The organism is Vibrio sp. 10N.247.310.17, assembly GCF_041466605.1.
GTDB lineage: Bacteria > Pseudomonadota > Gammaproteobacteria > Enterobacterales > Vibrionaceae > Vibrio > Vibrio tasmaniensis_A.
Genome location: NZ_JBFSTC010000010.1, coordinates 1 through 18,639, shown reverse-complemented (window position 1 = coordinate 18,639; position 18,639 = coordinate 1). Strand labels below are relative to the sequence as shown.

The 18,639-nt window shown below is 43.4% G+C and carries 16 protein-coding genes and 2 pseudogenes; 15 read left to right on the top strand and 3 right to left on the bottom strand.

Features of this window, described 5'->3' with window-relative positions:
* The 12 genes and pseudogenes from AB6D80_RS05155 to AB6D80_RS05100 all read left to right on the top strand — a co-directional run.
* Nucleotides 1-518 (top strand): annotated as a pseudogene (locus tag AB6D80_RS05155) (electron transport complex subunit RsxC); the annotation flags it as partial.
* Nucleotides 518-1,564, top strand: a complete 1,047-nt coding sequence (gene rsxD, locus AB6D80_RS05150) for an electron transport complex subunit RsxD (protein ID WP_371995577.1) — start codon at nucleotides 518-520, stop codon at nucleotides 1,562-1,564. The pseudogene AB6D80_RS05155 and the gene rsxD, both read left to right, overlap by 1 nt.
* A gap of 12 nt (nucleotides 1,565-1,576) precedes the next feature.
* Nucleotides 1,577-2,206 (top strand): electron transport complex subunit RsxG, encoded by a 630-nt coding sequence (rsxG, locus tag AB6D80_RS05145; RefSeq protein ID WP_017098008.1) that lies wholly within the window; start codon nucleotides 1,577-1,579, stop codon nucleotides 2,204-2,206.
* Nucleotides 2,206-2,898, top strand: coding sequence for an electron transport complex subunit E (locus tag AB6D80_RS05140; RefSeq protein WP_017088559.1), 693 nt, complete (start codon nucleotides 2,206-2,208; stop codon nucleotides 2,896-2,898). The genes rsxG and AB6D80_RS05140 overlap by 1 nt, the downstream gene beginning before the upstream one ends.
* Nucleotides 2,899-3,104: 206 nt before the next feature.
* Nucleotides 3,105-3,740 carry an endonuclease III gene (gene nth / locus AB6D80_RS05135; protein ID WP_372187915.1) on the top strand — a complete coding sequence of 212 codons (636 nt, stop codon included), beginning with the start codon at nucleotides 3,105-3,107 and terminating at the stop codon, nucleotides 3,738-3,740.
* A gap of 113 nt (nucleotides 3,741-3,853) precedes the next feature.
* Nucleotides 3,854-5,182 (top strand): site-specific integrase, encoded by a 1,329-nt coding sequence (locus AB6D80_RS05130; protein ID WP_229633079.1) that lies wholly within the window; start codon nucleotides 3,854-3,856, stop codon nucleotides 5,180-5,182.
* On the top strand, nucleotides 5,179-6,825 hold the full coding sequence (locus AB6D80_RS05125; protein WP_372187913.1) for a hypothetical protein: 1,647 nt from the start codon (nucleotides 5,179-5,181) through the stop codon (nucleotides 6,823-6,825). The genes AB6D80_RS05130 and AB6D80_RS05125 overlap by 4 nt, the downstream gene beginning before the upstream one ends.
* Nucleotides 6,822-9,146, top strand: coding sequence for a hypothetical protein (locus tag AB6D80_RS05120; protein WP_372187912.1), 2,325 nt, complete (start codon nucleotides 6,822-6,824; stop codon nucleotides 9,144-9,146). The genes AB6D80_RS05125 and AB6D80_RS05120 overlap by 4 nt, the downstream gene beginning before the upstream one ends.
* A gap of 10 nt (nucleotides 9,147-9,156) precedes the next feature.
* Nucleotides 9,157-9,579, top strand: coding sequence for a hypothetical protein (locus tag AB6D80_RS05115; protein ID WP_102266967.1), 423 nt, complete (start codon nucleotides 9,157-9,159; stop codon nucleotides 9,577-9,579).
* 42 nt (nucleotides 9,580-9,621) lie between these two features.
* Entirely contained in the window at nucleotides 9,622-10,059 is a 438-nt protein-coding gene (locus AB6D80_RS05110; RefSeq protein ID WP_061038808.1) for a VPA1267 family protein, read from the top strand.
* Entirely contained in the window at nucleotides 10,056-12,221 is a 2,166-nt protein-coding gene (locus AB6D80_RS05105; RefSeq protein ID WP_372187910.1) for an AAA family ATPase, read from the top strand. The genes AB6D80_RS05110 and AB6D80_RS05105 overlap by 4 nt, the downstream gene beginning before the upstream one ends.
* A gap of 383 nt (nucleotides 12,222-12,604) precedes the next feature.
* Nucleotides 12,605-13,498, top strand: a complete 894-nt coding sequence (locus AB6D80_RS05100) for a hypothetical protein (RefSeq protein ID WP_146458005.1) — start codon at nucleotides 12,605-12,607, stop codon at nucleotides 13,496-13,498.
* Between the two features lie 82 nt (nucleotides 13,499-13,580).
* Here AB6D80_RS05100 and AB6D80_RS05095 read toward each other — a convergent pair whose 3' ends face one another.
* From AB6D80_RS05095 to AB6D80_RS05085, 3 genes and pseudogenes are all read right to left on the bottom strand, one after another.
* Nucleotides 13,581-13,880: a hypothetical protein gene (locus AB6D80_RS05095; protein WP_133151211.1), complete on the bottom strand. Its 300-nt coding sequence runs from the start codon at nucleotides 13,878-13,880 to the stop codon at nucleotides 13,581-13,583.
* Between the two features lie 100 nt (nucleotides 13,881-13,980).
* Nucleotides 13,981-14,234 (bottom strand): annotated as a pseudogene (locus AB6D80_RS05090) (regulator).
* Between the two features lie 396 nt (nucleotides 14,235-14,630).
* Nucleotides 14,631-14,945, bottom strand: coding sequence for a helix-turn-helix domain-containing protein (locus tag AB6D80_RS05085; protein WP_061026023.1), 315 nt, complete (start codon nucleotides 14,943-14,945; stop codon nucleotides 14,631-14,633).
* Nucleotides 14,946-15,048: 103 nt separating this feature from the next.
* On the opposite strand from AB6D80_RS05085, the gene AB6D80_RS05080 reads away from it, so the two are divergent.
* The 3 genes from AB6D80_RS05080 to AB6D80_RS05070 all read left to right on the top strand — a co-directional run bounded on the left by AB6D80_RS05080 (nucleotide 15,049) and on the right by AB6D80_RS05070 (nucleotide 17,344).
* Nucleotides 15,049-15,579, top strand: coding sequence for a hypothetical protein (locus AB6D80_RS05080; protein ID WP_102446185.1), 531 nt, complete (start codon nucleotides 15,049-15,051; stop codon nucleotides 15,577-15,579).
* The gene (locus tag AB6D80_RS05075; protein ID WP_372187908.1) at nucleotides 15,573-16,952 is read left to right on the top strand and encodes a DEAD/DEAH box helicase; all 1,380 of its coding nucleotides are present in this window, start codon (nucleotides 15,573-15,575) and stop codon (nucleotides 16,950-16,952) included. Before AB6D80_RS05080 ends, AB6D80_RS05075 begins: the two co-directional genes overlap by 7 nt.
* Before the next feature lie 104 nt (nucleotides 16,953-17,056).
* A complete protein-coding gene (locus tag AB6D80_RS05070) occupies nucleotides 17,057-17,344 on the top strand; it encodes a hypothetical protein (RefSeq protein ID WP_061026029.1) in 288 nt (95 codons plus the stop codon).
* The last annotated feature ends 1,295 nt before the right edge of the window (nucleotides 17,345-18,639 follow it).

Here is an 18,639-nt window from a genome sequence, read left to right as displayed (position 1 = left end):
CTCCGGTTAAAAGTTCTGGCGATGCTAAGAAAGATGCTGTCGCTGCGGCTATTGCTCGCGCTAAAGCAAAGAAAGCACAACAAGCTGAATCTTCTACTCAAACAAAAAGCGAAGCTTCAGCTGAAAGCTCTGGTGATGCAAAAAAAGATGCAGTCGCTGCAGCTATTGCTCGCGCCAAAGCGAAGAAAGCACAGCAAGCTAAGCAGGTCGAAGCAGAAGCAATCGCTCCTGAAATAGAAGTGGAAGCTGAAATTCAATCAGAACCAGTGGATCCTAAAAAAGCTGCTGTTGCCGCTGCAATAGCTCGCGCTAAAGCAAGAAAGGCACAACAAGCGAAACAGGAAGAATCAGCAGAAACACCTGAATCTGTGGTTGAACCTGTAGTTGAATTAAAGGCTGAAACTCAACAAGAACCAGTCGACCCTAAAAAAGCAGCGGTTGCTGCAGCGATTGCTCGTGCTAAAGCAAGAAAGACGCAGCAAGAGCAAGACAAAAAGAATAATGAGGAGAAAGAGTAGTGGCCTTCTTTATCGCCAGCTCACCGCACGCGCACAATCGTAGAAGCACCCCTGAACTCATGAAATGGGTCGCTATTTGTGCATTGCCAGGTCTACTAGCTCAAACCTACTTCTTTGGATGGGGTACGCTCATCCAGTTAGTATTTGCTATTGCACTTGCTGTTACCTTTGAAGCCGCTGTAATGCTGCTAAGAAAACGTCCGCCTGTGATGGCATTGCGAGATTACAGTGCGGTTGTGACCGCTTGGCTGCTCAGTGTCGCTATTCCCCCACACTCTCCGTGGTGGATTCTAGTGATAGGTATGTTCTTCGCTATCATCATCGCAAAACACCTTTATGGCGGCCTTGGGCAAAACCCATTTAACCCTGCGATGGTGGCTTATGTTGTTTTGCTGATCTCATTCCCAGTTCAAATGACCAGTTGGAATGCGCCGACCAGTTTAACTGCTGAAGCTACGAGCTTTGTTGACTCCTTCTTGATGATCTTTACTGGTTTCAATAATGAAGGTTTGTCTCTTCAACAAGCACGCCTTGGTATTGATGGCACCACTATGGCGACGCCACTCGATGCCTTCAAAACCGCACTAACGGCAGGCAACACGGCTTCTGAAGCTCTGTCTCAACCTCAATTTAGCTGGTTAGCTGGTGTAGGCTGGGAATGGGTAAACCTTGCTTACCTTGTTGGTGGCCTTGTGTTGATCAAACAACGCGTGATTCAATGGCATATCCCAGTGGCATTTCTGGCCAGTTTGACCCTATTTAGCCTAGTGTTCTTGATGTTCACTCCCGGTGAAACCGCTTCGCCAACCATTCACCTATTGTCTGGCGCAACCATGCTTGGTGCATTCTTCATTGCAACCGATCCGGTTTCCGCCTCGACGACAGTGAAAGGTCGCTTGGTATTTGGCGCTCTGATTGGCGGGTTAGTCTTTATTATCCGCAGTTGGGGTGGCTTCCCTGATGGCGTGGCGTTTGCTGTATTGTTAGCCAACATGTGTGTTCCACTGATTGACTACTACACCAAACCTCGTACATACGGCCACTAAGGAGCGGATACCATGCTAAATGCAATTAAGAAAAACGGTCTTGTACTTGCGATTTTTGCCTGCGCTTCGACAGGTTTGGTGGCCGTTACTCACTACCTGACCAAAGATCAGATTAAGCAGCAAGAACAGGCTCAATTACTGTCCGTGCTTAATCAAGTGATCCCGCACGATCTGCACGATAATGAACTGTTTTCAGCCTGTACTCTGGTTCAAGCAGAAGAGTTGGGGACTGAACAAGCGATGCCAGCTTACATTGCTAAACTCAATGGTGAGCCAAGCGCGATTGCGATCGAAGCGATTGCCCCAGACGGCTACAACGGCGCGATTAAAGTGATTGTTGGAATGAAGATCGACGGTACTATTTTAGGTACTCGCGTGCTTTCTCACCAAGAAACTCCAGGTTTGGGTGATAAGATTGATTTGCGTGTGAGTGATTGGATTCTCTCATTTGCTGGTAAGCAAGTGACGGATTCTAATCTTGACCGTTGGAAGGTTCGTAAAGATGGTGGTGACTTTGACCAGTTCACTGGCGCAACCATTACGCCAAGAGCTGTCGTTAAGTCAGTGAAACAAGCGGTGCAATACGTTAATCAAAACAACCAAGCATTGCTTGCTCAACCTCTAAATTGTGGTGGTGAATAATGAGTGACCATAAAACACTGATCAAAAATGGCATGTGGGCCAATAACCCTGCCCTAGTACAACTCCTTGGCTTATGTCCGCTGTTGGCTGTCTCTTCGACTGTGACTAACGCTCTTGGATTAGGTATCGCTACCTTGCTTGTACTAGTCGGCTCGAACGTGTCTGTATCTTTGGTTCGAAACCATGTGCCAAAAGAAGTGCGTATTCCAGTGTTCGTGATGATCATTGCTTCACTAGTAACCTGTGTTCAACTTCTGATGAACGCCTACGCGTATGGCCTTTACCTCTCTTTGGGTATCTTTATCCCGCTGATCGTAACCAACTGTATCATCATTGGCCGAGCGGAAGCTTTCGCGTCTAAAAACGAAGTTTTACCTGCTGCTCAAGATGGTTTCTGGATGGGTCTTGGCATGACATCGGTACTGGTTGTATTGGGTGCGATGCGCGAGGTTATTGGTAACGGAACTCTATTTGATGGCGCAGACCTACTCCTTGGTGATTGGGCTTCGGTGTTACGAATCCAGATATTCCAATTTGATAACAGCTTCTTGTTAGCCCTGCTACCACCCGGTGCCTTCATTGGTGTTGGTTTCTTGATTGCTTTGAAAAACATCATCGACAACCAAGCAAAATCTAGACAGCCAAAACAAGAAAAACCAGCTATTGAACGCGCTCGCGTTACCAATGCCTGATAAGTTACAGTAGCTTAAATCGTGCTGAGTAGCTCAACCGCTCAGAAGGTAAATAGATTGACCAAGTACACATAATAATGACGCTCATAAGAGCGCGTAACCGATGATAAAGCCTGAACCATTGCGAAACTTGTTATTTTAAAACGAGTAAGTTTGAAAGAACTTCGCCGGAACTCAAGCCCTAACTATTTGAAAGTAATGTCGCTATGAACAATGTAAAACGAGTAGAAATACTTGAGCGTTTGAGAGAAAACAATCCAAATCCAGAAACCGAGCTTAATTGGAACAGCCCTTTCGAGTTGCTCATCGCCGTGCTCTTATCTGCGCAGGCAACCGATGTCAGCGTCAACAAAGCCACTGATAAGCTTTACCCTGTGGCTAATACTCCACAGGCTATTTTCGGTCTAGGTGTCGATGGCCTAAAAGAGTACATCAAGACCATTGGCCTGTTTAACTCAAAAGCAGAAAACACCATCAAAACATGTCGTATGCTGCTTGACCTACATAATGGTGAAGTACCGGAAGATCGCGCTGCATTAGAAGCCCTTCCAGGCGTTGGCCGCAAAACTGCAAACGTAGTGTTAAATACCGCCTTCGGTTGGCCAACGATTGCCGTTGATACTCACATCTATCGTGTATCAAACCGCACTAAGCTAGCAATGGGTAAAACGGTCGATGATGTTGAAGCTAAGCTACTTAAAGTCATCCCAAAAGAATTCAAACTGGATGTCCACCATTGGCTCATTCTTCATGGACGTTACACCTGTGTGGCGCGTAAACCACGCTGTGGCAGCTGTATCATTGAAGACTTGTGTGAGTACTCTCCACCAAAAAAAACGTAAAGAACTAACGTACGATAAATATAGGGATTCCAGTTGGAATCCTTTTTTTTGCTTTACAAATATTAAAAAAGCACATATGGTATATTTATGTGTAACTGATAACGAGCTTTGTAATGATTGGTTTGAGTGAAAGTATTCAAGTTAGGATATACAAAGATATAAATAACGCTTCTTTTCCCGTAGTTGTTCGCGGGAGTGGTCTACCTTGCTGCTTGTACCTTAACGCTTATCTCAATGGCAATCATAAGTCCCCACTTTCAAAGGTGAATTCAAAAAAGGGGAAATCAAAACAGTCACCATCATTCTACACTCGAAAGAAATATGCTTATGAGTTGAAATTTTTGTACTGCTTCTTCATGCAAAAGAACATTGACCTTGTCGAGCGTGTAGCAAGTGGCTCTTTTCTATCTATCGAGGAAATAGACGGTTATATTCGTGCTTGTAAATTCTATGTGGACACTGAGGATGAGAGCGAAAGCGGCACTGTAGTTAGCCTTACCGATAAAAGAATTAGGGATGCAATCCATGCGACAACCAACAGTCAACCAGAAGTATCAGCGCATACTTTTCATCAACGCCTCAACCGTCTTAAAGCCTACATTGAATTTTTATATGTGTGCCATCACTACGATAAAGCTGAGACTGAGCAGCAAATCTCCACGGATGACCAATTTAATAAATTCAAACTCTACATCAGTACAGCAATTTCTAGCTCCCGAAAAGACAATACCATCACAAAAGATCCCCTTGAATCGGTCATTCCATCCGATAAATTTTTTAATTTATTAGAGGTTATTCAAGAGCGTTCTTCAAACAACCCCTTCAAGTCGAGCAAGCTTCGAAATCAAATTATCACTCAGATATTGATTGATACAGGTGTTCGTGTTGGGGCTGTCTTGAAATTGAAAGTGAGTGATTTAGTGGACGATTGGGACAATCCTAGATTCCTGCTCACCCGAACCCCCGATGACCCTACGGACACAAGGCGTCTTCCCGCTGCAAACAAAACAAAAGCATTATCTGTTTCAATCTCTCACGATTTAATGAAGCTGATTAAGCTCTACATCGAAACAGTGCGCAAAAGTACACCAAACTCTCATGAACATGATTTCGTTTTCATCTCAGAAAAAGGAAGAACTATCGGAAAGCCAATGTCTTACAACGCAATTCACAAAGTCATTAAGACGATTGGAGATTGTGTTGGGATAGCACTACATCCACATCTACTTCGTCATAAGTGGAATGAAATCTTTGAAAACAAAGCCAAAGCCAAAGGGTTCTCACCGGATAAAATCGAAGACCTTCGCAAATATGCAATGGGTTGGGTAGAAGATTCAAAAATGGCATCAGTCTACAACGAGTTCCAGTTAGCCATGACGGTAGCTGAAATTTCATCCAAGAACCTGAGCCAATCCGTACCCAACCTGAGAGGTAGCAAATGAACAGCGCTGAACTTAAAAGCTTAAAAAAAAGCTATGAAGGTAAACGAACTTTTCAACCAAAAGAAACGGGTTACGAGTTTGATCTCTTTTCTGATGAATGGTTGCTTGGCTACAAGAAGCCGCTTTACCTTGGCTGGATGAATGCGTTAGATAGCGAAGCCTTTCTCGACCTACGACTGGCTATCGCGCACGCTGCCAAACATTATGCTTATTCAAGCATAAGTGGGCATGTCAGCACCTTAAAAACCATTTGCGATTACTTAGAGCCAACGACTTTTGAGGCGTGGTGGTTAACGCTCACGAGCTATAAAAAGACAGTAAAAGATGCCCTATCCGCATTTAGCAAACGAAGTCATGTGTACAACAGCAGTCTTCTTACTCCGCTCTATGACCTCGTTAAGAATGAGAGTTTAGGCAGACAAGGTGGCTCAAAAAATATCCTTGATGAAACAACGGGGGCTTACAGTGAAATCGAGCGTGATAACCTTCTTGAAGCACTAAGAATTGAAACCCTCCATGCACTCAGCAGTGAGATTGCAACAGCACAGCCTTTCACTCGCCTTAGAAACGTTCTGGCTTGCCAATTGATGGTGGCAATTGTAAGAAGACCTACCCAACTGGTTAAAATTAAATGGTGTGACCTTTTGCGGGTCGGTCAAACATTTAAGTCGCACAAAGAAAGCAACCGTGATTGGCAACCTTTAACACAGCATCATTTTTCTGATGTAGAGCAATTGCACCTACGAACCTTCAAAGGTAAAAATGGAGCGTTTAGAGTCGATGCCGAGTCACGTTCTCATCGCCTGGAGCCAAATCTGTCTGAATTGTTGCTTCAGTATTACCAAGTGTACGAAACCTTCCTTTGCGCTTCATTGAGCAAGAGCGGCGTTGTCCTCTCTGAGAGTGAAACAAAAGAGCTGATGCAACGACTCCCCTTGTTTCCAGACCAAAGTGTATTCTCCGCGAAATTTGATACAAAAGAGAGTCTCTTTCAATCCGTGAGCGATACATCCGAAGCATTTCACACCTCTTCAGGTTCTCTGATAAGCAGCATTATTTACCTCTTCAAAAAAAAGCTCGATATTAAAAGTGATCGCCTCGTTCATCTGCCTCTTGAATTTAAAAATAATCGCTGGCGTCATACCCAGTTAACCCTCGCCGCTTGGATGGGGTTAAGCCCTGCGCAAGTTGCCGCCATTACAGGTGTCACGATAGAAGCAATACAAAATTACCTTGATTTAAAAGCGCCTGAACGAGTCAAAATTGACGAAGCCTTTGCGGGTAACAGTGTCATACAACGTTTTGATAGCGTATCTTCGAAAGAATTACAGCAACACGCTGACTTTAAGGTGAAAAGCCCGTTTGATGAAGAGATGGGACACAAACTTAACCCGACCAACTGCTCAAGCTGTCAATCAAAGGGAGCCGCCCCAATGGGGTGCTATCCCTGTGATAACTTTCGACCTTTGGAAACCGCAAACCATCAGCAATATTTAGATAAGGCAGAGCGTAAACTGGCGATTAATAGTCAATCAGGCCACCCCGCTACGGTTAAACGACTGCAAACCATTATTCTCTATATCAGAGTGACAATTATGCTGTGCGAAGAACGAAAAACCATGAAAGTGGGAGAGTGCAAATGAGTCAGATTAACCGCTATATTGATAATCAACACGCTTACGTCGCCAAAAAGAAAGCGCAGCCTCTGATTGGATTTACCAACGCTCAAGGTGAGCCTGCATCATGGGAGGATATTACTGTCACGTTTACCGACAGTGACAACAGAGCCCAGAATATTTTGTTTTGTAATCTAAATAGAAATAGGCCAAGCGTGGGAACGCGCTTCACGGACGAGGATCGATTAGCACCTGAGACGCATGACTTATTATTCACCTATACACTTGATATATTGAAAGAAAACATATCTATAAACTCTAAAAGAAATAAAATCACAGCCGCAAGACTCTTCCTTTGCCACCTAAATGAGAATATCGCGACCGCCACCCTTGAAAGGATTCAATCTGCCATCAACCTGATGACATACAGCGCTAACTTAACACCTTTTATCAACTGGCTGCATCAACATAAAATGCTCGCGAAAAGCTGTCAACCCGACATCAATACTACCAACGAAACAGTTAGCCGTAAAAGTGGCGATGATGCATTGCAAGCGGAACAAAACAAGCTTCCGTCGAAAAACGCATTACTGGCGCTCGGGGCTATCTTCTATGATGTTATTCCAGCCTATCAGGATGGTGACAAGGAAAATGTTGAGGCTTGGCAACCTCTTTTATTACCAACGCAAGAGCAGCGAGACAGCTTTAGTTGCACAATGGCAGCACTTGGCATGGCTTCACCCAATCGAATCGGCGCAGAGCAAGTGCTTTTAACAGTGCAACGCATAAAGCCTCACACACAAGTTGTCGATGGCAAGAAAAAAACGGTGCATTACCTCAACTGGCGAGGTTCGAAGGGGTACAAGGATAATGCAAACCACATTAATGCAGAAATGGTCGATAGCTTAGACAGAGCCTTGCACTACACAATTCTCGCTACAGAGCCTGCAAGAGCGCTGGCTCGGTTCTATCAAAAGCCGAACCGCCCTCTAAAAGAAGTGCTCGGTGAATTTAAGCCCAGCGATGAGAATATTGCCCTGCTTAAGCCTTCCATGAGCAAATCAACCAACCTATTACATCTTGGTTTGCTGCTCGGCTTTTTTGACGGTAGTGACAAATGTGTGCGCGTCACGCCTGACACAAAAGGGGCAACCGACAAAACAGCTGTACAAAGCCCGCATAATCCAAAGTTCATCAAGCCCATAGCACAGCTTGAAGCCTTCGACACTCTGGTGTTTAAAGGACATTGCCCTTACTCTCAAGCGCTTACAGGATGTCCTCTCGCAATTCAGTCTCAATACGATAAGTACACAGCAGCGAAGAAAGAACTCACCGTGGCAGAGTTTCAGAATCACATCATCGAGATGAATCAATCTCACCTAAAAGGTTACAACAAGCATAAAACTAAGCATGTCGATTTTGAGAGCGCACTATTTGCCTACACACAAAAGCAGTTTGGCGGCCAAGTGAAACACCCCTTTCTTTTAGTGCCAACCAGTTCGCTAAGTGACCTCTTTTCTGACGACCTAATAAAAGGCAATAAAAATCGGCTTACGCTCTTTGAGCGACACGGGTTCTCATCCAGCTTTTTGCTCAAGCCGCACCAACTGCGCCATTGGCAAAATGATTTTCTTGCGAAAAAAGGACTGCCTCACCACCTTATTTCTATGTTGTCAGGCAGAAAGAGCGCCGAGCAGACACTGACCTATATCCATACCACTGACGCTCAAAACGCTTCTGTCATTGGGGATATCTCTTACTCTAATGAACCAGAAAGCGAGGTCGAAAATAAGCTAAAGCTTCGTCTCTCGACCATGGAACAATTTAATGAGGCTATCGACAATGAAACGCCGACTTTTGTTCATGAGACAGGCTTTTGCGATCAAAACCTTGCCCTCTCACCCTGTACTTATATGTCGGAGTTTGAGACGCAATGTGCGTTATGCTCATCTTCTTGTCATGTAACCCATGATAGGGAGGCAATAGACTTACTCCAAAAGGATTTGAAAGTGCAAACGCACAACTTGGAGAGGATTCAAGCGTCTATCAACTTTGAAACAAGTGAAGGGCAGCACAAGTGGTACAAAACCTATTATCGCAATACTTGCATGCTAAAAAAACTCATTGAAGTGCTGTCCGATGAGGCAATAGAAGAAGGTCGTATGGTGCGCTTGCTAGCTCGCTCAAACAGCATAAGAATCACTAACTTAGAGACCCAAACGGTGGAAGAGCAAAAGTTAGCGTTGCCTGATGCCGAACAAGCCCTGCAAGCTGCTATTGAGGCAAAAAACGACAAAAACCAAGATGAAGCAACGGATAATTTCTTAGGCTTTCTGGACTCACTCTAGGGTAAACAATATGGCACTTAAATCACTAGAAACCGACCAACAAATTTCCATACAGGCCCTTATTCGAAGCTGGGAAGGCAAGTTAACATGGGATTTATTAGTCACAAAAGTAGAATCCAGCTTAGGTATTGCAACCACGAGGCAAACGCTCGACAAGTACGCCAATATCAAGCACGAGTACAAACAGAAAAAGCAAGTCTTAAGGGGCAAGCCTGTTTCGCCTGAAAACAAGGAATTGCTTACTTACTTGCAAAAAGACGTGGATTTAGCAGAAAAGGTGATACAGCTGGAAGCGCAACTTACGGTCGCACAGTCAGAGATTGGTAAGCTTCAGGCTTTCATTCAAAAGTTATCCAGCATAGGCAAAACTAACCCAAGTGTCATGGATGTGTTTCAAAAGACCTTACAAGACGTTGAGCGCAGCAATAAGTAGAAATAGAGCTAAACCTCGAATTACGATATAGCGAGAGATAACATGGCAAGTGGTCAGCAGAAAGCACAGCAAAACTTGGAAGCATTTGAAGTGTGGAAAGCCACACAGACGGACGATGACTTTAAGCAAATCATGTTCCGAGGTCAGCTTAATCGAAACGAGGTGGCAAAGGGCATCGGCTGTGGAAAATCGGCGTTAAACCAAAACCCTGCCCTCAAAGAAGCGCTCAAAGCCTTAGAAGATAAACTGCGCGGCAAAGGTGTCCTGCCACCGTTGAGCGACGCTGCCAACAAAAATGAGGGCAAACCTCAAGCCTACGACAACACAGCAAATCGAAAGCTGCTCGATTCAAAACGGGTGTCGTCATTAGAAGCTGAGAACATTGAATTGAAAGCCAAGGTCAGGGAGCTTGAAAAGCGACTTGAGCGCTTTGGTGAGCTATCTGAAACTTTATCCGAAATGGGGTTGATGCCACGATGAATAGCGCTTTGCATGAAGACCAAATGCGTGTCACCAGTATCCCTTATCGCTCGAACAAGATGGTGATATTCAGCGGTGTACCGCTGGCGAAAGACTCTTACAAAACTAATAGTGGGAAGTATTACGTCACAATCAAAGCCGACCCCGATAGTATCCCTGTGCTTCCAACGCTGGGTCAGCACTGGTCAGTCAAAGGCGCTCGCCAGATAGAAAATATGGAGATGGGTGATTATGTCATGCAGCAGCACACTTATGAATCACCCAAGCATGTTGAATGCATGCTGCCCGAAACTGGCGAACAACTCATTCGTTTTATCGCAAGAGAAACTGACTTTAAAGGCATTGGTGAAAGCAAAGCTAGGGCGCTCTGGCAGCTCTTAGGTAAAGACTTCCATGCCACACTGCAAAATGACATCCCAGACTCTAGAAAGCGTCTAACATCGATTCTGAGTGACGATTCAGTGGAAGCGCTCTTTAAGGGGTACGCCAAATATAAAAATCTGGCACATTGCAACTGGATGAGTGAGCACAACATCCCCGCCAGTGTGCAGCAACGGCTGCTCAAGCATCACGGTGAAGCCTCTATAGAGGTAATTAAAGATAATCCTTATGCTTTGATGGGCTTTGGTCTTTCGTTCAGTGCCATTGAAGATATTATCAAGGCAACGGATTTTAAGAGCGATGTTGCGAAGGAGGACCCAAGAAGGCTCAGCGCGGCTCTGGAAATGTCTATTCGCAAAGAGATTGAAAAAGGTCACACCTATACCACTCATGCCAATGTGCGCCCTTACCTCAACAAACTATTGAAAGACAAAACACTGGTCACTCAGTCATTCCAATCCGGCCATGATAAAGCTCAGTATATTTTAAATCCCGACACAGGAGCCTACCACCCAACGGCGCAACTTCTGATGGAAAGTGTCGTTGCCAAACGGCTTAATGCACTGACTAAGCGAAATGACTTATTTGATGAAAACGCCAATGCTGCCTATTGCTCTGCGGCTGCGGAACTGCCCTATGACTTAACCTCCAAGCAAATCGAGGCCGCAATAACATGCCTGGACAACTCTGTAAGCTGCATTACTGGCGGTGCTGGGACTGGCAAGACAACGGTACTTAGAACGGCTCTCAGGGCTTACCGTCAACTCGGCTTTGAGATACACGCGGTTGCGCTCAGTGGTCGCGCTGCAATGAGGCTACATGAGTCAATCGGCTTTATCACTTCAACTATTGCTAAGTTACTTCGTAAGGAACCGATTGAGCCAAGTGTTGAGCAGCCGAATCATCTACTGGTGATTGATGAAGCGAGCATGATTGACTTGCCGACGATGTATCGCCTTGTGAATCACATTCATCCCTCTGTACGATTGATATTCACTGGCGACCCGGACCAACTACCACCGATCGGCTGTGGTAAGGTACTGGCAGATATCGTTAAAGCAAAAACGGTGGCTAATACGATGCTGGATATCGTCAAGAGACAGGAAGGTTCAACGGGTATCCCTGAATACTCAATGCTCATCAATCAAGGTGTGATACCTGATCAATTAAGCACGGGGACAATACACTTTCACGAAACCAGCACAACAGACATTGCCAAAGTCTGTTGTGAGCTTTACCAAGAGTCCCCTGAAAGCAGTCGTGTCATGGCTCCAACCAAGGCGCTCGTATCAGAAATTAATAAACTCACCCAACAAGCGGTCAATCCAAACAGCGATAGCCTTGAATTCGAAATCAATGGCGACAAGTTCTTTCTACCACTTAGCTTGAATGATGCGGTTTTATTCACGCAGAATCATTACGAGAAAGGCATTCAGAACGGCTCTCTTGGCACTCTAACCAGCGTCAAGCCTTCTGGTGACAGTTACGGTGAAGTAACACTGGATACGGGTGAAAAGGTCGAGGTAACACAAACCGTTCTAGACTGCATGGAGTTGGGTTATGCAATCACCTTGCACAAAGCTCAAGGATCACAGTTCCCGCGCATCATTATCGCCCTGCAAAAAGGAAGAATAGTTGATAGAGCTTGGCTCTATACTGCAATTACGAGGGCTGAAAGTGAAATTCATATTGTCGGTAGTAGCAAGGAAATGAAGCAGATTACCGAAGCACTTAGCCACTCTCATAAGAGGAACAGTTACCTGGAAAAGCTGTTGCAGTAGTATTTTGTTGCAGTAGGTATTTAAAACTCGTTTATGCCCCATTATAAGGTAGACCTTTTACTCATTCATATCCTGCTCATGGGTTTTTGCCCGACTAGAAGTTATCCATTCTCCCGTGCTGTTCGTCGCGAATCCCCGTGTTGTATCACGGGGGTAAATTCGACTGAACTATCAGCACTCACACATCCCTACTCTAATTGGAACCAAGCGCATTGGGTAATGCATTGAGTTACATGAAATAATTCTATGTTTCGATTCAACCACCTGATTTATAATGATAAGCTGCTAACAAAGGGGAATTCTTAGTTTATTATCTTGCTAAAGACTCAAGCATAGAGTTTCCACATTTATTGATAAAACCAGTTAAACGTCAATGGGGTCTTATGAAAGGTGATTTAGGCGAATACAATGTGGAGAGTGAATCAGAAAATACGTTAACGTATTGGACTCAACTAGAGCACGTTAAACGATTAATCCAGCAACAATCGAAACTATTTTTTGCAAATCTAACCGTATCAATAGCCGGTGTATTCGGCATCCTCGAAATAGCGAAATTCTATAGCCCTAAATTCGCTCTTAACGATATTAGGATGCTACTCGCTTTAGTTGGGTTAGGTTTTGTTTTCTCTTTATATCGTTGTATAAAATCCTATTGCCATAGGATCCCTATTGGATTAGAAAAAGAATCAAAAGAAGTCCAGCGGATTGTTAGGCAAAGAAAAAAATATTGGGAATATGCTCTATTCCATCAAATTGTTAAGGACCACACTTCATCAATTGACCAACAGCTTACTGACATTCTGAGCAATAGAGTTCATGTGAAGGTGTCAAATAACTTGGATGAAAGTGAATATATAAAATGGCTTCAATTACGACCACAGAATATGACCAAATTGGTTGAAGTTGCAAAGCAGCTCCTTATACGTGAGCTAGGTCAAAATTTGTCTTCTAGTGAAGATGATGAAGATTATTACATGAACATCGTCCGATTTTCTTATTTGGTCAGTGGGTTTTATCGTGACCTCTACGATTATGAAATTGAAAGTAGGAAGATTGCTGCACCAACAGACTTTAAAGTGTTGCATGAGATTCAATCAGGGTGGGTTCTTAGTATCAGAGATGGTTTTCATCAAATGATGGAAATAGTCTTCAGCATCGTGACTAGGGACGACAGAGATTCTTCCCCAGTTGAAGGAACAATTGTTTTTCAAGAGCCTCCACGAATTGATGAGTTTGACTTTGAATTAGAAAGACTTAAGTTATTGAAGAACATATAAAGTTCTAACAAGTGCTCAATCGAAAAAAGCCGAACTCAATGAGTCCGGCTTATCAAAATCAAGGGACATTCGAAGCACTTTGCTAATTATCGTCAGCTTTTACTGCTGTTGATATAAATGTTGTCCATACATCGTCATGCTTTAGAGTTACAAACATTCCATCGTCATCGCTATGCTTTTTTACTATCTCAGAACTTTCTAGATCTTGATTAGTAGGTTCAGCATGAACATGACAATGTCTTGACCCTGTTGGAACTCCCCAAGCTGAACAGTTTGTTCGGCAATAATGGCAACCGTCTGAAGCTGTTCGGCCAGGATGACTCAATGTCGGCATGGAAACCGTAGAAATAGTTAAACCAACGAGTAATAACAACTTTTTCATAATAGTACTCATCTTTTTATAAGGTGAGTTAATCTAGCATTGTCATATCGCATTAACTGCGACTTAGATCATTTGCCGAACGCTTGAGAATAAACGTTCTCTATGGCCTTATCTTCGCAATGCTTCTAGCCAATTGGAGTAAGTGAGTCGAGGTCTTAATCTCTAGTTCTGACTGAGTTCCCAACCTTTTGCCATGCGCACAAGCCTTTTGCATTCGGGAGGTATTGGGGTTTCCTCACCCCAACCTGCGACGGTTCTCACAGATTTAAAACACAGTTCAGCGATCTCTTCCTTTGTCATTTGGCACTCTAACTCTCGAAAAATGTAATTCTTACTCATTTTGCAATGCTTCAATGATAAAACCCCTAAATACAAGAGGTTGCACTGCATTTATAAGATGCACACTATTAAATATAATCAGGCAAAGTACGCACTGTACGAAGACGTATTAATTGGCGAATTTGCCTTATAAAAACTTATTCATGAATTGCTAATTTAGCAAAATCATTGACACAGAAATGTCCAGAAACTGCATAGATACGAACCTCATAGACAATTTGGATAGCATAAGACGCTATCACTACGTTATTACTTAAAATCAGGCTGGAATCACTTACCTCACATAACCTACCTGTTAAGTTCTTAATAAGCATACCTAAACCCAGAGCTTTGTTCATAACTTTTGAATTTGCCGTTACTTCACTCTCCCGCCATAAGCAACATCAGTATTACTTAAAGTAAACTCTCTTATTATAAGTCTTTCTTCTGGCTCAGTGCTGCAATAAGTTTCTTTCTTTCGCTCTCTGTCATTTCATAGATCATGCACGCCAGTTCAGCAGAGCTTTCATCTTCACAGAAGAAATAATTGAGCGGCACACCAAGCTCATCGGCGATTAGCTTTAAGGTTTGAACATCTGGGGCGTGCTTGCCTTTCTCGTATTGATTCATTCGAGGGCTTGCTGAACTTGCATCCATACCTATGCTTTCTCCCAGGGATTTTTGAGAGAGCTTTGCTTTTTTTCGAGCTTGTTTGAGTCGCTCTGGGATTGGGTTTTTAAATGACACTTAGATTTCATTTCTCTGATCTCAAGTTAACTAAGATTTTCTTAGTTTTATGGATTTCTGTATACTAAGCAATCCTTAGTTTTTGGTTGGTGTAATTTTGGAAATGAAACGGGCTCGAAGAATTAGTGCTGTCATGCACAAGTTATTGATAGAAAATGGGTTAGATGGATTCACCGTGCTAGAAGCGAGAGATTTGTGGCTATCCCTTGATAATGTGGACTCCAATTCTGCCGAAGCTCACAAAAAGGTGTACCGAGCAATTTTTCACTTTGAAAAGAAAAGTTGGTTGCGAAGTGAGGGCTCAGGCCGGAAAAAACGCTACTTTCAAACGCAACAATTTAAAGAGTTACATAACAATGTAACAACGAATAACCAAGCGGATATGAAGCCTAAAGTACCCATTCAAAACTATTCCATTTTAAGCAATGAACGTAACGAATATAAGGGCGAATTGGAAATAATACTTGGGGAGATTGACGAGTATCAGTCGATCGTATCTCGATTTCCTGAGCTAGAGAATAAACTGGCCCCTTTGCATCAAGAGGCTAAAGAGCGCGCCGCTTTATTGCTCGGAAAAGTGAACGTTTTAACAAAGGTTCTTAATACTCTCTATGAAGGAAATGAACCGTGTTAAGGAAGTGGCAAAGTGAATGCTCTGACAGAGCGTTGAAAAAATATCAATCCAACTGCTCCCATTTCTTTTGCCAAGCTACACCTGGAGCAGGTAAGACAGTGCTTGCCGCTAATATTGCGTCAAGGTTGTTACAAAGTGACATGGTAGACCTTGTATTGTGCTTCTCACCATCGTTGACGGTTTCTGATGGTATAAAAAGAACCTTTTCGTCGAGACTTAAGTGTACGTTTAATGGTGGCATGGGATCTGTCGGGCAATCTTTAACATACCAATCTATCCAATTCCTCAATGACGAATTTTGGCAAACATTGCGGAATCACAGGGTCTTTGTTGTCTTTGATGAAATACACCATTGCTCTGGCTCTGAGGTTGAAAATGCGAACATTTGGGGGCAGCAAGTTCTCACTAAGATTCAAGGGCTTGCTACTTTTACCCTCGCACTTTCAGGTACACCGTGGCGTTCAGACTCTTTACCCATTGTGATGGGTGAGTACAGCGACCCAGACGGACAGCTTCTTGTCGATTACCAATACACTCTTAAACAAGCTATAGCTGATGGTGTTTGTAGAACGCCCAAAATCGTCTTGGTTGATAATGAACACTTGTCTGTTAGTAGTAGAGAAAAAGTCGAATCCTTTTCATCAATATTAGAGATGCTTAAACAGACAAAAGCATCCTACCAGAGTGTTATTCACAACCAAGAGGCGATGGAATATCTACTCGGTTTAGGATGTGAGCAGCTAGAAAAAGTACGTCTCAGATCACCCAATGCCGGTGGGCTGATTGTTGCAGCTTCGGTTCAACATGCGCAAACAATCAAAGAGATACTATCTCAAAAGTTTGGGCAAACCGTTTCTATCGTCACTTATCGACATGAAGAGCCGCTAGCAGAAATAGAGCGTTATCGACAAAGCGACGCACAATGGATTGTTAGTGTAGGTATGATCAGTGAGGGTACTGATATTCCGCGCCTTCAAGTATGTTGCCATATGAGTTCAGTCAAAACTGAATTGTATTTCAGGCAGGTGCTCGGACGAATACTTCGTGTGAATAATACAATAAACCAACAAGCGTGGTTATTCACTTTTGCAGAGCAAAGCCTGATTGAGTTTTCTGAAAGGATTGAACAGGATATTCCTGAGTCTCGTCTCTATGTAAGTATGGGGAAACCTATCGAAACAGAGTTCTCTGGTCGACGAAATAGCTTTAGTGTCGCGCCTCCGCTTGAGCCCCAAAACAGCGCGAGAACAACAGTATCTTGGGAAAGCAGTACAGAAAGTTCAAATAGTCTCTATGGAGCATTAGGAATGTTTGATGAGCTTCGACTTGGGGCATTTAAGCAGAGAGTGATCTCGGCTTTCTCTTCCATGTAATTGAAGAAACCATAGGCTACATTTTCACTAAAGGCACATTGGGGAGGCCAGAATGAATTACTTTGCAGAGGACCCCTTCTAGGTAATGTAAACCTGGAGGGCAAATGAAACAGCTAAAACAGCAGTACCGAGAGCGCATTAAATACCAGCGCCAACACCTTTTGGATCTTTATCCGAGCGTTCGTAGTGGAACCCACAAGCACTTTTCTACCAAGCAGGAAAAGAGCTATTACTTTCTTCATAAGATTGAGTGCAGAGAGTACCCAGTTAAGCTGCGCGCCACGCGAGGAAGAGCATTAGCTAACCCATGGGACGACTACCCGTCTTATGTGTATGGCCTAGCAAAAAGTTGGAAGTATAACTCGAAGCGCCAAAACCAATACTACCGATAACCCATCAAAGCTCTCAATTCTGGAGAGCTTTTTTATGCGATGTGCTCTCTCAACTCGAAGCCTAATTATTAGTAATACCATAGTGTTATTAGGTTTAAGTTATTGACTTTAATTACTAATCCTTTGTAGTTTACGCGGGTGCTTCTTAAGTGATTACCCACATCGCAAGTTGCGATGCGCAGGTTGCGATGTGAAGTTAAAACCACCTGAAATATTGCTTTCTGTAAGAAGGGGGATACGTGCTTCTGATTAACACACTATAGGGGCAGACTATTGTGTTGACTGCGCGAAGCGACACACTTTTGCCCCTAAACGTTTAGAGCATAAGAAACTATCAATAGATTAATTTGTGTGTAAGCCTGTTGCACCAGTTTTTTTAGTCCCAGATACGACAAAGCCACAGGCAATGCCTATGGCTTTGTAAACAGCTACAGAATGTTTGTCATTCAAAACGAAGAGGGAACACATTCTGTGTGCAGCGTCGGGTGTTTTATCACCAAAGTATATGGAAGGGAAAGCACCTAGACTTATCATATGTCCTCGGTGGTCTGCTTTGCAATTAAGCCAAGTTCAATTCGATACAATTACTTCTGGCCAGACAGTAAATAGTACATCCAAGAAAAAGCAGGGATACCCGAGGCTCTCAACGTTAGTTTAAAGCTAAGAACTGTATGTGGCAAGCTTGCTTCTGCCCCTTTATAATTTAGATCAAAGACTCATCCGCAACCGATTAATCGAATTTTGCCTCAAAATAACTTATACATCAGGTGCAATCCATGCACTAATGGGGAGAGCTTTCGCTTCTACCCCATACGCATAGCTATCTTGTTTGTAATAAGAACCTTGATAAAGATAATCATTAATGGCAAAAAATAGTGAGTGATAAGGCGTTTCACGCCAGCCCCACCAAACATTTGGAAACGGTGCTATATCAATAGCTTATGTTATTGTATGGCACCGTTTTTTATGTGCAAGTGTCACACTTGGTGTCCCATACTTCCTCCATTTTAAGTCCAAAGTTCTGCTTTCACTCCCCACGAACAGGATTTGTTGCATTAGTACCATATATGGCATTATTTCAATAATGTAGAGGTTAATATGACAAATGAACGATACCCAAGAAACTACTGGACAAAAGAAAAGTGCCACTCTGCTGCATTGAAATGCCATTCGAGAACCCAGTTTATTAAGCAATACAGTGCTGCTGTCAACGCCAGTTTAAAATTGACCCACTTATCGACGTTATCGCCGAAGTAAAACTGACCCACCCACGTAATTAACTTCTACTTTCAGAT